This is a genomic window from Brumicola blandensis (assembly GCF_031846165.1).
Taxonomy (GTDB): domain Bacteria; phylum Pseudomonadota; class Gammaproteobacteria; order Enterobacterales; family Alteromonadaceae; genus Glaciecola; species Glaciecola blandensis.
Genome location: NZ_JAVRIE010000002.1, coordinates 567,661 through 581,390, shown reverse-complemented (window position 1 = coordinate 581,390; position 13,730 = coordinate 567,661). Strand labels below are relative to the sequence as shown.

The following is a 13,730-nucleotide window of genomic DNA, read 5'->3' as shown; positions in this document are numbered from 1 at the left end:
TAACGGTATGTATTCATCTGAGATGTGCAAAACATCGCATCCTTAACTGAGTTATTTATATTGTTAGTACAACAGTTTATTGACCATAAAGCCGAGCAGTTAGCGTTTTATATGCGCTCGTATTGGCAAAATGAGCTTCCATATCAAGAGCTCGAATGTTTCCTATGGGATACATTTGAAGAATGGTCACAACTCAACAATCAAAGCATGCAACCCTATAGTCACAAAGAACGTGTGTTTTGGCATGTGCTCCACCAAACCCACTTTTGGGAAGAGCCTATCATCAAGCATGATATCTATGTTAAAACACAGCTTTCTACATGCGTAATGTATTTAGAGGGAAATGGTTTATGTCCTATCGACGTGATAGGTATGCGCCCTTAATTCAAGCATCAGTCACAAGTTAGATTTACAAACGGGTCTATCCTAGGTAGGTTTCACTTCTGACGCTAAGACAACCTGATTTCTACCGCCTTCCTTCGCCTGATACAAGGCTTTATCAGCATCTTCTAACCATTGACTTGCTTGAGTATATTTCGGCGAAAACTGGGCGATACCAACACTAATAGTATACTTAATATTAATATCTTCATAAGCCACGGCATCTAGGCTAACTAATTTGCGTAATCGCTCAGCCACAATCTTGGCTTTTCGTTCAGTTGTGTCAGGTAACACGATAGAGAACTCTTCACCACCATAACGGCCTGTAATATCGGTTTCTCTGGTGGCCAATTTGACTAGATTTGCCAAGCGCTGGATCACTAGATCACCTGCGTGATGACCATAAGTATCGTTTACCTTTTTAAAGTGATCAATATCTAACATAATTGCACAAATATCTGGCTTATTACGCACTGCCATTTTGAATTCGCGCTCATAACGCTCTTGCCAATAGCGACGATTGAATAAACCTGTTAAACCATCGACACGACTCACTTCTTGTAAGCGCTGGTTCAAGCCTTCAATATTCTTCTTAGCAACGGCTTGATCGGTCACGTCGTAAACTAACACACATATGCGGTCAGTTTTGCCGCTTGTCGATGCAAGCGGAAAAATCGTCACGTTTTGATACATTACGTCAGACGTAGATGTAATTGGGCGGCTTGTACCAAACTTGAAAACGTATGGGCGTTGCTCCCATATGATAAATGCGGGTGTTCCCATTGAAAAAACTGGCTCACACTTACGTTTAAACCACTGCTCATCGACCTCTGGGAAGAATTTGAATACGTTTTTACCGGCAATTTGACTAGGGCGCACGTCACTGTGGTTCTCCATGAACTGGTTCCACACTTCAACGTTATAGTCTTTATCCAAAACGATGATGCCCACTTCAATGGAACTTAATAGGTCATGTTGCCAGTGCATGTTCGCCATTTCAGAAGCGATATTACTCATGTTAGCCTACCTTTTGGAAAACGAGTCGATTGAATACTTTGTCTACATCTTGATCTGGAATTAATAGCAAAAGTTCAAAATTCAAATTGTGTTTGGAAATCGCATAAGCTATTTCTATCGCGAGCACTTTGTCCCAACGTGAAACATGATTATTCATCAGTTCATACAGGTCGCAATGTAGCCCAAGAATAATCGGAGAATTATGGGTGAATTTTACGTTTAATTGGGCTGATAGCGCATTTAGACAAGCACCGATAAGAATATTCGAAACATCCATTAAGGCTTCAACTTCAGCACCTTCATGGTTTTCATCATTGGTGGCGCCAAGTAAATTAGCCATATTTTCAACATTACTGTCGTTGAACAATATGATAGCTTCGCCACTGATCCCTGTGCTAATGAACCCTTTTGATACTGCCGACATCTGCGAGTTTTGGTTAACTTCATCGAGTGCCATATGCAACTCGTTAGTATGCAATAAACTGACATTTGGAATAGGTAGCTCAATAAATTCATTCAGGACTTTCGCTAAGTTTTCACCAGCTTGTCCCATTGCGACATTGGCCAGTTCGCGAAAGGCATCTAACTTCTCGTCTTCGTCTGCTGTGTCAGATAATTGCGTTGTTTGTTCACGATGAGATGCGCTGGTATCACCATTGTAGATACCATATTTTGCTAATATGGTAGTGAGTTTTTCGTTGTCGATGGGTTTGCGAATAAAGTCGATCGCTCCCATCGCCAACATACGATTTCTAGCTTCTTCTTGCACATCTCCAGATACCACAATGACTAAAGTAGGCAGGTCTTGCTTACGAATAATTTCCATTGTTTGATAGCCATCAAGCACTGGCATGTTCAAATCAAGGAAAAGAATATCGCCTTTACCTTCTTTGATCATATCAATCGCTTCTTGCCCGTGCTCTGCAAACGATATATCAATATCCCAGCCGTCGGGAAGTGAGCGCGCCATTGCCTTTCGAGCAAAGCCGGAATCGTCACAAATTAACACAGATACTGTCATTCAGTAGCCTTCTGTAGGTATCACATCACATTAGATAAGGAGATATCAGCCTCTCATGCTAGCTTCGTGGGAAAAGTCAGCAAACAAAGACGCGTTGTTGATTAAGATATCGGTCGTTTAGAGCACAAACTTTATTACAATTCGGCTTAATAATCAAAACTCTCATTAAGCTATGTATAAAATCCCATAAGCAAAATCGCGATTACCTTACTTACACTGAAAATGGGTATGCAATTACTTCATGATGCTCATATCCTTCGAGCACGAAATCATCAGTTGTTACCCAAGTTTCAAGGTCTTTTAATGACCTGATGTCTGGGTTTAGGCTCAAACTTGGGTTAGCAAAGGGCTGTCTTTTTAATTGTACGTCGCGCATGAGTTCAAACTGATTTTCGTAAATATGCGCATTCACAATTTTATGATAAGCCTTTTTGGGGTTCTTACCTGTGATCTGTGCGATAAGCGCAAGAAACACATAAACCTGAATTTGATTGAAGTTTAGCCCTAATGGGACATCACAAGAACGTTGATAACTCGTCAGGTACAAATCATCGTTTAGCAAAGAAAATGTATGTGTGTGCATGCAAGGACGCAAACAACCTAAATCAAATTCACCCGGATTATAGAAAGTAATGATTTCACCTCGGTCATCAATTCCCTGAGATAGATTATCAACAACTTTAGCGAGTTGGTCTAAATGGCTACCATCCGGTTTTTGCCAGCGACGACCCTGTACGCCATAAACGCGGCCCATATCATCTTCGCCTTGCCGATTAGGGTTTGATAGCCAAGCTTGGTTTTCATTCGCATTTGCATTCCACGTATTACAGCCAATAGAACGAAACTCTGCAGCGCTTTGATAGCCTCTTAAGTAACCTAGTAACTCTGCGATCGCTGCTTTGTAGTAACTTTTTCTTGTAGTGACCAAGGGGAATGACTTATTCTCAACGTCATATTCCAATTCAGCGTTAATCACTGTTAAGCATTTCTGACCGGTACGCTCGTTACTCAACCAAGTGCCTTCATCCACGATGCGTTGGCACAACTTTTCATACTGACTCATTACGCTTTCTCACCCTTTTTTACAGCATAAGCAATTAGACCTAGACCACCAACAATCATAGGGATACACAGTAGTTGACCTTGCGAAAGACCGAAAGAATATAAGCCTAAATGTGCATCCGGTTCACGGAAGTACTCTACGAAGAAACGGAAACTACCGTAACCCACTAGAAACAAACCACCTACTGAACCCACTGGGCGCGGTTTAGCGGAATACAACCACAAAATGACAAAGAGAAGAACACCTTCAAGTGCAAACTCATATAATTGAGATGCATGGCGAGGATATTCGCCGGCATTCGGAAAAACAAAAGCCCACGGTACGTCAGTTGTGCGTCCCCACAACTCGCCATTAATAAAATTACCAATGCGGCCGGCCCCTAAACCGATAGGCACTAGAGGCGCGATGAAGTCGCCAACACGAAGAAATGACCACTGACGCTTTCTTGAATACAAATACGCGGCAAAAATGACGCCTAAGCAGCCACCGTGAAAGGACATCCCTCCTTCCCAAATCTTAAATAAATACAGTGGATTATCAAGAAATACGCTGAAGTTGTAGAACAATACATAGCCAACCCGGCCACCGAGTACTACGCCCATAAACCCCCAAAACAGGAGGTCGCTGAGTTGATCTTTGCTCCAGTCTGTACGTGACAGTCTGCGATTGGCTAACCAAAAAGCGGCGACAAAGCCAACAAGATACATCAAACCATACCAACGTAGGGCAAGAGGCCCTAATTGAATAATCACTTCATCAATTTGGGGAAACGTTAAATGAGGGGGGATATTTGAAGCTGGCGTTGTCATGTATTACTCAATTCCTATAATCATTCTAATGCTGACTAAGACCAAGAAAGCGGCAAACACTTTCTTTAATTTGGCAACGTCTAGCTTTTGCCCTAGTTTAGCACCAATTGGCGCTGTTAGGATAGACGTAGCAATGATGCCTAAGGTGGCTGGTAAGTAAACGTACCCCAACGAAAATTCGGGTAAGTAAGGCTTCTCCCAGCCGGTATAAATGAAGTTCAGCGTGCCAAACACAGCAATGATGATACCACTGAACGCCGCACAGCCGATGGCTTTACGAATATTGACTTGAAACCAAACAAGCACAGGCACTATTAATGCGCCCCCACCAATTCCCATCAGCGCCGCAATGAAGCCACTTCCGATGCCAATACCACCCAAGCCTTTATTGCCAATAGTATTTTTAGAGGCCTTGCGTCCACCAAATACCATTTGTAAAGCAATCACAATGACTAAAACAGCAAATATTCGTTGCAATAATACACCAGAGATATGACTTGCAAAGTGCGCCCCTAAGGTCGCACCAATCGCGATCCCAAAACCACAGTAAGTGATAATGCGCCGATCTAAATTGCCCAGTTTATAATGACTGCGAGCAGAGGACATGCCCGTCATGATGACGGTTGAAAGCGAGGTGGCAATTGCAATAGGCATGCTATCTTCTACACCGAGACCTAAGAAGAAGTGTAATAAAAACACCAAGGCAGGCACAATGACTAAACCACCGCCTATACCTAATAAGCCTGCCAAGATCCCTACTACCGAACCGAGAACAGCACACAACATCAATATTTCGAGATTTGGGTCCATTTATTTTCCACAACTAAGCCCTGTTGGGCATCACTAATTACGAACCAGCTCGAACTAGGCCTCCCAAGCCCTTGGATTCAAGATATTCATCTACTATTTCTTTTACATTTTCAGGGCCGCAACAGCCGAGAATATCCGCTAGAAGATTTTCTAATTCAGCTACCGAAACATTCCGAATGACCCAATTTATTTTTCGTAAGCTATGCGCATTCATACTCAGTTTTCGATAGCCCATTGCCATTAATATTAATGCGCCGGTTGGCTCACCGGCTAGTTCCCCACACACTGTGATGGGTGTTCCACTTACTTCTGCACTCTTCATTATATGATTTAAGGCAAGTAAAACTGACGGGTGGTAACTAGAATACAAAGAAGAAACACGGCTATTATTTCGGTCTACCGCCAATAAATATTGCGTAAGGTCATTTGTACCGACAGAGAAAAAGTCGACCTTCTCGGCAATTTGTTCCAACTGAAAAATCACAGCAGGCACTTCAAGCATGACGCCAATGGCTGGTTTGAAAAGCTCTTGATTAGCCTGCACAGCCTCTTCTTTCACTTCATGAAAGGCTTGCTTAATGAGTCGTTTGGCATCATCAATTTCATTTAAGGTGGAAATCATGGGCAACAAAATATGCAGATTGTGCAAGCCGATACTCGCCCGCAACATCGCTCTCACTTGCACCAAAAAAATATCAGGATGATCTAAGGTTAACCTAATACCACGCCAGCCAAGAAATGGGTTCTCTTCGTTAATAGGGAAATAGGATAAGGGCTTATCACCACCCACGTCCAAGGTACGCATGGTCATCTCTTTTTCAGGATGCGCATTTAACATCGCGCGATACAGCTCATATTGTTCTTGTTCAGAGGGGAAACGTTCTCGCAACATAAACGGGATTTCAGTGCGGTATAAACCAACACCCGCTCCCTCTTTGTTATTATCCATTTCCAAATCAGCAGACAAACCAGCATTCACCAACAAGGTCATATCGCAGCCATCTTGGGTGGTAGAAGGCGCTTCAGCTTGGCTGGCGATCTTTTGAGACAGTGTTTCTTCTTCAGCAATGAGTTGTAAAAATTCTTCACGAGCCAGCGCCTCGGGTGACACAACAACTTGCCCTGAATAGCCATCCACAAACAATTCTTTATGATTGAGGAAGTTCAAAGGCACTTGGCCTAAACCCATTACCGCTGGTACGCCCATCGCTCTCGCCAGTATGGCCGCATGAGAGTTATTTGAACCCTGTATAGACACAATGGCTTTCAATTGTTTGGCTGGAAATTCGGCGAGCATCGGCGCACTGACTTCTTTCGCCACAAGAATAGCTGACTCAGGCATTTTCGCCGGGTCTTTTAGTGGAGATGAATTTGCGTCCATAATGTTGTGTAATATTCGATTCGACAAGTCGACGATATCCACGGCACGCTCTTGCATGTAGGGATCTTCCATGCTCGCGAACTTTGTAGCATAAGCTTCTACAACCAGTTTTAAGGAAGAGGCAGCGTCCCAATTTTCGCGTATTTTTTGTTCGACTTCTCGACCCAAACTGTTGGCATCCAAGAGCTGGTGATAAAGCTGAAAAATTGCTTTCACATCTTCGGGTAAGGTGCTGCCCAAGTTATCGGAAAGAGACGCAACCTGCCCTCGCGTTATTTCTACTGCTTTTCGATACGCTTCTACCTGCCCTGCTTGGTCGCTAGTTTTACGAAGCACGAGCTGACTTAACTCATGCTTCATATTTAACACAACCGCATTACCAATCGCGAGACCTGGAGAACCCGGTACACCGTTAATACTTTTCTGATCGTTGGCTGAATTGTCAATGCTCACATCGAGCACACCCAACATTTCAGCGTTAGCAATTTCCAATCCGATCTGTGTGGCGAGTGTGACTAAGAAAGCCTCTTCGTCTTCACTAAAACGTCGAATCGACTTCTGCTGCATAGAAATCACACCCAGCACTTTACGCTGGTGAATTATAGGTGTGCCAATAAAAGCGAATAAACTGTCTTCGTTGACTTCTGGGAAATGTTTGAAGCGAGGATGTAATGGCGCATTTTCAATATTAAGAGGTTCTTCACGCTGACCGACTAAGCCAATCAAACCTTCACTGAAACCAATTTTGACTTTATTTACCGCCGAGCGTTCGAGGCCGTCGGTTGCTTTGAGTACATGCACTTGATTTTTGTAGTCAGCCAGATAGATAGCGCAAGAGTCCACTTTCATGGTCTCTTTCACTAAGGTGGCTAAACGCGCTAACGCAGGCTCAAGCCCCGGTATCTGGTTAACTTCTTGAACAATTCTTTTCAGAGTTGTTAGCATGCATTAAGCTCCATTGCAGTTAACGAAACAAATAATGCAAGCATTCAGCTTTCCCAGAGCCCGACTTATGCTTGCGGTCGTGAACGACGACGTTTGTTTTTTCGGTGATTATTATTCGTTGGTTTTTGAGCGGGTAAGACCAAAGGTGAAAATTCTTTCATGACCTTACGGTATACATCACGTTTAAAAGAAACCACATTTCGAATTGGATACCAGTAACTCACCCAGCGCCAATCATCAAATTCTGGATGGCCTGACTGCAACAGGTTAACGTCTTTTTCCTCACACTTTAAGGTGAGCAAAAACCATTTCTGTTTCTGACCAATACATACAGGGCTTGAGCCCTTTCTTACAAGGCGTTTCGGCAATTTGTAACGAAGCCAGTTGCGAGATACGCCAACTATGCTCACGTCTTTTTCAAGTAGACCCACTTCTTCGTGGAGTTCCCTATACATTGCCTGTTCGGCAGTTTCCCCTTGGTCAATCCCGCCTTGTGGGAATTGCCATGAATGCTGGCCATAACGTCGAGCCCAGAAGACTTGACCTAGCTTGTTACATATAATTATGCCAACATTCGCGCGGAATCCTTCGGCATCAATCACTTAGATTACCCAGCGCTTTTATTCTTTCATATAACTTCATTCTTCCATAAACTATGCATTAAGCAAAGCGCTAGTTTTAATTATTACAAGGAAACTCTCTAAACCCATGCATTCATCTTCGCCTCCTAGTTCACCACCCGCTTCCCTTAATGAGCTAATGAGCAGAGCAAATGCGCTTTCAGGTCTGAGTTTAGGTGACTTAGCCGACGCCGCAAATATTGTCACACCGCAGAACTTTAGAACACAAAAAGGCTGGACAGGACAGCTAATAGAACTCTGGTTAGGAGCAAGCGCCGGTTCGAAGCCGGAACAAGACTTTCCAGAACTGGGGGTAGAACTAAAAACGCTCCCCTTGTCCTACACTAACCTCCCCTTAGAAACCACGTATGTGTGCTATGCGCCTTTGACTCACAATACCGGTGTTACTTGGCAAAATTCTAACGTGCGCAACAAACTCCAAAAGGTACTTTGGCTGCCTGTACAGGGTGAACGTGAGATTCCTCCCGCTCAGCGTCTCATCGGTTCGCCCATATTGTGGCAGCCTAGTATTGAGGAAGAAACACTCTTGCGGACAGATTGGGAAGAATTAATGGATATGATTAGCTTAGGTCAAGTAGAGCGCATAGATGCGACCGTTGGCAGCGTGCTGCAATTGCGACCTAAAGCAGCGAATGGCTCCGCTCTCACTGAAGCTATCGGCGAAGACGGTCAAGCTATCCAAACTCGCCCTCGCGGCTTCTATCTTCGCAAGAACTTCACTCAGGGCATTCTACAGAGCGCTTTCTAGCAGTAAAAAAGACAAATTATTGAGCTTGATCAAGCACCCTGCTTGTGTCACTTGCGCTTATACTTAGCAATGCTATTTTGTAGCCAAGGTCTACTACATTGAGAGAAACGACATGGCTTTATATATTACTGAAGAATGCATTAACTGCGATTTATGCCCCGAAGAGTGTCCAAACGATGCAATTGCAATGGGTGCCGAAATTTATGAAATCGATGCAGATAAATGCACCGAATGCGTTGGTCATTATGATGAACCTAGCTGCGCTGCGGTTTGCCCGATAGAATGCATCGAAGTGAATCCGCAACGCAAAGAAACGGTTGACCAATTAGCTGAGAAGTTTGAGCGTCTACAAGCCTAAACGGGCTTACGACGCCTCATTCTCGCACAATGATTTCGTTTCTTGATTGATGCTAGTTAAGGTGCGTTTAGGCGCAAAGCTGTTCGCATCAGCTTCCTCAATATCAATCGCGTAATTATCAGGAATACAGTCTTTTAAAAACCCACCCACAACCATATGTGGAAAGATTTCATCATAGCGTTTCACTTCTTGTTGATTCACTCTCCTAAAAATATGCGTTCGATTTAGGTCACTCGGCGACTTCAAGCCTGCTGACGATATGATGTCTACCGTGGCATGGATAGTCTTTTTATGAAACTGGAATACACGAACCGCTTTATTCTCAGGCACCAAACCTTTGTGTAAGCTGGGATCCTGTGTCGCTACACCGGTTGGGCATTCATTGGTATTGCATGAAAGAGATTGCACGCAACCGAGGGCAAGCATCATGCCGCGTGCGCTATTACAAACGTCTGCGCCCAAGGCTAAATTTTTAACCAAGTGGAAGCCCGAAATAATTTTACCTGAAGCAATAATTTTTACGTCTTCACGAACGCCGTAACCGGTTAAACAGTCATCAACAAACGCCAACGCTTCTCTTAGAGGGGAGCCAATTGAATTGGAATACTCTAGTGGTGCAGCACCGGTGCCGCCTTCGCCGCCATCCACAGTCACAAAATCAGGCGTAACATTGAGTTCTACCATGGCTTTACAAATAGCGACAAACTCACTTCGACGACCTAAAGCCAATTTAATCCCTATCGGTTTGCCGCCGCTGAGCTCACGTAAAGTATCGACAAATTGAATCAACTGCATCGGCGTTTGAAAAGCGCTGTGAATGGATGGTGAATCAACTTGAGTGCCAACTCTTACGCCACGTATATCGGCGATCTCTTGTGTGTTCTTACTCGCTGGTAGAATACCACCATGACCAGGCTTCGCCCCTTGAGAGAGTTTGATTTCTATCATTTTTATATTTTGATGACGTGCTTGTTTTTCGAATTTCTCAGGGCAAAAACCACCCTCGTCATTGCGACAGCCGAAATAACCTGTTCCTATTTGCCATACGACATCAGCGTTGTGTTCTAAGTGATAAGGACTGACACCGCCTTCACCAGTATTGTGATAAAAACCTCCCAGCTTGGCGCCTTTATTCAAAGCCAATAAAGCGGGTTTACTTAGCGAACCAAAACTCATCGCAGATATATTTAGAATACTGGCGGAATAGGGTTGTTTGCAGTGTTTACTGCCGATTGTGATGCGAGGGGCCTTATTTATTTCACTAATATTAAAGGCAGATAATGAATGTCCAATCCACTCATATCCAGTCTTATAAGTGTCTACTTGCGTACCAAAAGGAATGGTATCGCGACTATTTTTCGCTCGCTGATACACTATATTTCTAAACATTCTAGAGATGGGCGCGCCACCGGTATCAGTTTCAAGAATATATTGCTGAACAAAAGGACGCACATCCTCAATCATCCAACGTGCGCGGCCAATCAATGGAAAGTTTCGTAAAATAGCATGTTTGGTTTGCTGACTATCATAGATGGCAATCGCTAATAAGGACCCAGTGAGTAACAACACCCAGAGGAAATTCAAAGACAGCAAGCCAAGAGCGAGCACCAATAAATTTATCGAAATTAATATTTTGAAGATCTTGTTACGCATACATTTCCTTGTGAATAAGGTCTATGACATTTGCTTCTCACGAAATAAAAAGGTCCGTTACTTCAGCTAATGGGCACTTGTCTTTATTAGAAAGGGATAGCTCTCATTTACGTTCAGCTTAAACAAAAAAACGCCTTTATCAAAGAATAAAGACGTATTAGCAAGCTTACCTCGGGATTAAAAGAGGTATTGGCAGGAAAAAATAGTACTAAGACTCTTTTGGCTTGTAGCCCTTGAAGCCATAATATGCGATATAAACGTAGCAAAAAATAGGCACAATGAACGACAATTGAATACCGATAGTGTCAGCTACTATTCCTTGTAGGGGTGGAATCAATGCGCCACCCACAATGGCGACACAGAGGAAACCCGAACCACGACTGCTCAAAGCGCCAAGTTTATGAATCGCCAAACTAAAAATAGTTGGGAACATGATGGAGTTAAAGAAACCCACACCCAAGATTGACCACATGGCCAGTTTTCCATCCGCAACAATCGCAATGACTATTAGCACAATGACCATTAAAGCATTGAAAGTGAGCACTTTGTTTGCTGCCACCTTCAACATAAGATAAGCACCAATGAAACGACCAATCATCGCACCGCCCCAATAGTAAGTAACGTAGGCAGCACCCACTTTTTCTGTCATGCCGGCAATGTTAGGCTCTTTGAAAAAATTGACGAGCAAGCTTCCTATCGCCACTTCACCACCCACATACATAAATATTGCAAGTACACCCAATACAAGGTGTCGATGTTTGAAAACGGAGTCATTGTCTGCAATGCTAGTTTCTTCATCTTGTTTTAAATTTGGTAGTTTAATAAACGCAAAGATGATCGCTAAAGAAAATAATACCGTGGCTAACAAATAATACGGAAACTTAACGGATGAGGCTTGATCCAGATAGTATTGATTTAGTTGCTCTGGCGCTAAGGCTGCCAGCTGTTCAGCGCTCAACACAGCCACTGACAGTATAAAAACGGAACCAAAAGCGGGAGCTAATGTGGTGCCTAAACTGTTAAATGCTTGGGTTAAGGTTAATCGACTTGAGGCTGTTTTCTCTGGCCCCAAGTGAGAAACAAATGGGTTGGCCGAGACCTGCAATATGGTGATCCCCGAAGCCAACACGAATAAAGCTAAGAGAAACACCCAATACTGATGCACGTCAGCGGCCATAGCAAAACCAACACAACCCAGAGATGCGATAATCAAACCAATCACTAGGCCCTTTTGATAACCTGTTTTTTTCACCATCATGCCGGCAGGATAGGACACTAAAGCGTAAGCACCAAAGAACGCTGAGTTAACCGCCATCGCTTTAAAATAGGTAAGATCAAATAAGGCTTTTAAGTGCGGAATCAAGATGTCATTTAGACTAGTAATAAACCCCCACATAAAAAAGAGAATCGTTAATATTGCTAGTGGTAGTCGATAACTAGGTTGCTGACCTAATTCACCTGCTGTGTTGTTAGTTGTGTCCATTACTTTCCTCTACATGCAATGTGCAAAGTTGCACGGTGCTGTTACATCACTCTTATTATAATTTCATCCATCACATTGATTTTAATGGCTTTTACAGCTCAACTTAAGTGGCAACGAATAAAAATGTAAACGTTTTCATTAAAATAACCCATACTTGTTAATAAATGCAAATAAATTGATCATTTTTTTCACATTTTCTGGCGCAATATCAGCCATACAGTGCTATTCTATGAAGCATAGCAATTTAACTCATGTAAACGATTGCAAATAATTTGCTGTTTTCACCCGTTTCATGAAATAAAAACAAGAGATTTCAAAAGTAAATCCATAGCTAAAAGAGAGATCGCTGTGTCAAAAGTCGGAATCAAAGATATCGCTGCTCGTTCTGGAGTCTCGTCTGCTACCGTCAGTCGTACCCTAAGAAATCCAGAATTAGTAAGTAAGGATACTCGCACCCGCGTGCTCAAAGCTGTCAAGGAAACGGGTTATAAACCGAATCGATTCGGCGCTAGCTTGCGCACCCAAAAAAGCGGGAATGTGGTGGTGGTTATGCCCGACATCACCAATCAAGTGAATGCTGGTATTATTCGTGCCATCGAGAGCGAAGCGCATAAAGCAGGTTATTCCGTTTTACTTGGAGATACACAAAATCAAGAGGAGCGCGAACAACACTACGCCGACATGGTCTCCTCGGGTCAAGCCGATGGTATTTTGATCTTTACTCCCAACCTCCCTTTTACTTTGCAAGAAAATAAACCAGTCACAGAGCAGTTACCGCCTTTAGTAAACTCATGTGAAGAGATCGATAATGAAGATATTTACAAGGTGCTTATCGACAATAAAGCGGGTGGTCGAGCAGCCGTTCAACACCTTCTTGATTTAGGCCATACCTGTATTGCTGCCGTTATGGGACCGAAAGATACGCCGAGCACATTAGAAAGACTCGCTGGTTACAAGCAAGCGTTAACTGAAGCCAATATTGAAATCAATAAAAACTTGATAATTCGTGGCGACTACCGCACCGTTTCTGGTATTGAAGCAATGGAGAAACTGCTTAGATTAAGGCATCGTCCTACAGCCGTTTTTTGCTTCAGTGACGATATGGCGATTGGCGCCATGAATGCTTTGCGCGAATATGATTACCGCATTCCAGAGGATATCTCTGTGATTGGCTTTGATGATATTTCGTATGCTGAACTAATGTACCCTAAGCTCACAACAATCCGTCAGCCCCTCGAAGATATTGGTAGAAATTGCATGCAACTATTGGTTGAGCAATTGAAAGGAAATCGGCCAGAACAAAAAGTGATTAAGCTTCCCTTTGAGTTAGTTGTGCGTCAAAGCACTGGGCCCGTGCCACGCTAAAGATAGAAGTTAAGCGCTCCTGTCATTGCTGCGAAGGCAGCAATCTAGGTTCACT

Annotated in this window: 13 protein-coding genes; 4 read left to right on the top strand and 9 right to left on the bottom strand. The window is 43.3% G+C overall.

The annotated features are described in order from the left end of the window. The first annotated feature begins 24 nt into the window (after positions 1–24). The gene (locus tag RM544_RS07785) at positions 25–384 is read left to right on the top strand and encodes a hypothetical protein (protein WP_311361196.1); all 360 of its coding nucleotides are present in this window, start codon (positions 25–27) and stop codon (positions 382–384) included. Between the two features lie 42 nt (positions 385–426). Here the strand turns inward: RM544_RS07785 and RM544_RS07780 are convergent, their stop codons facing one another. The 7 genes from RM544_RS07780 to rppH form a co-directional block, all read right to left on the bottom strand. Further along, a complete protein-coding gene (locus RM544_RS07780; RefSeq protein WP_311361195.1) occupies positions 427–1,398 on the bottom strand; it encodes a sensor domain-containing diguanylate cyclase in 972 nt (323 codons plus the stop codon). 1 nt (position 1,399) lies between these two features. Beyond that, positions 1,400–2,419, bottom strand: a complete 1,020-nt coding sequence (locus RM544_RS07775; RefSeq protein WP_311361194.1) for a response regulator — start codon at positions 2,417–2,419, stop codon at positions 1,400–1,402. Between the two features lie 211 nt (positions 2,420–2,630). Beyond that, a complete protein-coding gene (locus RM544_RS07770; RefSeq protein ID WP_311361193.1) occupies positions 2,631–3,482 on the bottom strand; it encodes a thymidylate synthase in 852 nt (283 codons plus the stop codon). Beyond that, positions 3,482–4,291: a prolipoprotein diacylglyceryl transferase gene (gene lgt, locus RM544_RS07765; protein WP_311361192.1), complete on the bottom strand. Its 810-nt coding sequence runs from the start codon at positions 4,289–4,291 to the stop codon at positions 3,482–3,484. The genes RM544_RS07770 and lgt overlap by 1 nt, the downstream gene beginning before the upstream one ends. Before the next feature lie 3 nt (positions 4,292–4,294). Further along, entirely contained in the window at positions 4,295–5,101 is an 807-nt protein-coding gene (locus RM544_RS07760) for a sulfite exporter TauE/SafE family protein (protein WP_311361191.1), read from the bottom strand. 37 nt (positions 5,102–5,138) lie between these two features. Continuing rightward, positions 5,139–7,427, bottom strand: coding sequence for a phosphoenolpyruvate--protein phosphotransferase (gene ptsP / locus RM544_RS07755; RefSeq protein ID WP_311361190.1), 2,289 nt, complete (start codon positions 7,425–7,427; stop codon positions 5,139–5,141). A 65-nt stretch (positions 7,428–7,492) separates the two neighbouring features. After that, on the bottom strand, positions 7,493–8,029 hold the full coding sequence (gene rppH, locus RM544_RS07750) for an RNA pyrophosphohydrolase (RefSeq protein ID WP_311361189.1): 537 nt from the start codon (positions 8,027–8,029) through the stop codon (positions 7,493–7,495). 106 nt (positions 8,030–8,135) lie between these two features. On the opposite strand from rppH, the gene mutH reads away from it, so the two are divergent. Then, on the top strand, positions 8,136–8,816 hold the full coding sequence (gene mutH, locus RM544_RS07745) for a DNA mismatch repair endonuclease MutH (RefSeq protein WP_311361188.1): 681 nt from the start codon (positions 8,136–8,138) through the stop codon (positions 8,814–8,816). Between the two features lie 112 nt (positions 8,817–8,928). After that, positions 8,929–9,174 (top strand): YfhL family 4Fe-4S dicluster ferredoxin, encoded by a 246-nt coding sequence (locus RM544_RS07740; RefSeq protein ID WP_311361187.1) that lies wholly within the window; start codon positions 8,929–8,931, stop codon positions 9,172–9,174. 6 nt (positions 9,175–9,180) lie between these two features. On the opposite strand, the gene RM544_RS07735 is transcribed toward RM544_RS07740, so the two are convergent. Further along, on the bottom strand, positions 9,181–10,827 hold the full coding sequence (locus RM544_RS07735) for an FMN-binding glutamate synthase family protein (RefSeq protein ID WP_311361186.1): 1,647 nt from the start codon (positions 10,825–10,827) through the stop codon (positions 9,181–9,183). 208 nt (positions 10,828–11,035) lie between these two features. After that, complete coding sequence (locus tag RM544_RS07730) at positions 11,036–12,310, bottom strand: sugar MFS transporter (RefSeq protein ID WP_349254655.1); 1,275 nt, start codon at positions 12,308–12,310, stop codon at positions 11,036–11,038. Positions 12,311–12,658: 348 nt separating this feature from the next. Between RM544_RS07730 and RM544_RS07725 the strand changes: the two genes are divergently transcribed. After that, positions 12,659–13,675: a LacI family DNA-binding transcriptional regulator gene (locus RM544_RS07725; protein ID WP_311361185.1), complete on the top strand. Its 1,017-nt coding sequence runs from the start codon at positions 12,659–12,661 to the stop codon at positions 13,673–13,675. Positions 13,676–13,730 lie beyond the last annotated feature (55 nt).

Bases quoted from the DNA above. Each gene is read 5' to 3' on its own strand.
- ptsP (WP_311361190.1), bottom strand. From the start codon at position 7,427: ATGCTAACAACTCTGAAAAGAATTGTTCAAGAAGTTAACCAGATACCG.
- RM544_RS07740 (WP_311361187.1), top strand. From the start codon at position 8,929: ATGGCTTTATATATTACTGAAGAATGCATTAACTGCGATTTATGCCCC.
- RM544_RS07780 (WP_311361195.1), bottom strand. From the start codon at position 1,398: ATGAGTAATATCGCTTCTGAAATGGCGAACATGCACTGGCAACATGAC.
- RM544_RS07760 (WP_311361191.1), bottom strand. From the start codon at position 5,101: ATGGACCCAAATCTCGAAATATTGATGTTGTGTGCTGTTCTCGGTTCG.
- mutH (WP_311361188.1), top strand. From the start codon at position 8,136: ATGCATTCATCTTCGCCTCCTAGTTCACCACCCGCTTCCCTTAATGAG.
- RM544_RS07730 (WP_349254655.1), bottom strand. From the start codon at position 12,310: ATGGACACAACTAACAACACAGCAGGTGAATTAGGTCAGCAACCTAGT.
- lgt (WP_311361192.1), bottom strand. From the start codon at position 4,291: ATGACAACGCCAGCTTCAAATATCCCCCCTCATTTAACGTTTCCCCAA.
- RM544_RS07735 (WP_311361186.1), bottom strand. From the start codon at position 10,827: ATGCGTAACAAGATCTTCAAAATATTAATTTCGATAAATTTATTGGTG.
- RM544_RS07775 (WP_311361194.1), bottom strand. From the start codon at position 2,419: ATGACAGTATCTGTGTTAATTTGTGACGATTCCGGCTTTGCTCGAAAG.
- RM544_RS07770 (WP_311361193.1), bottom strand. From the start codon at position 3,482: ATGAGTCAGTATGAAAAGTTGTGCCAACGCATCGTGGATGAAGGCACT.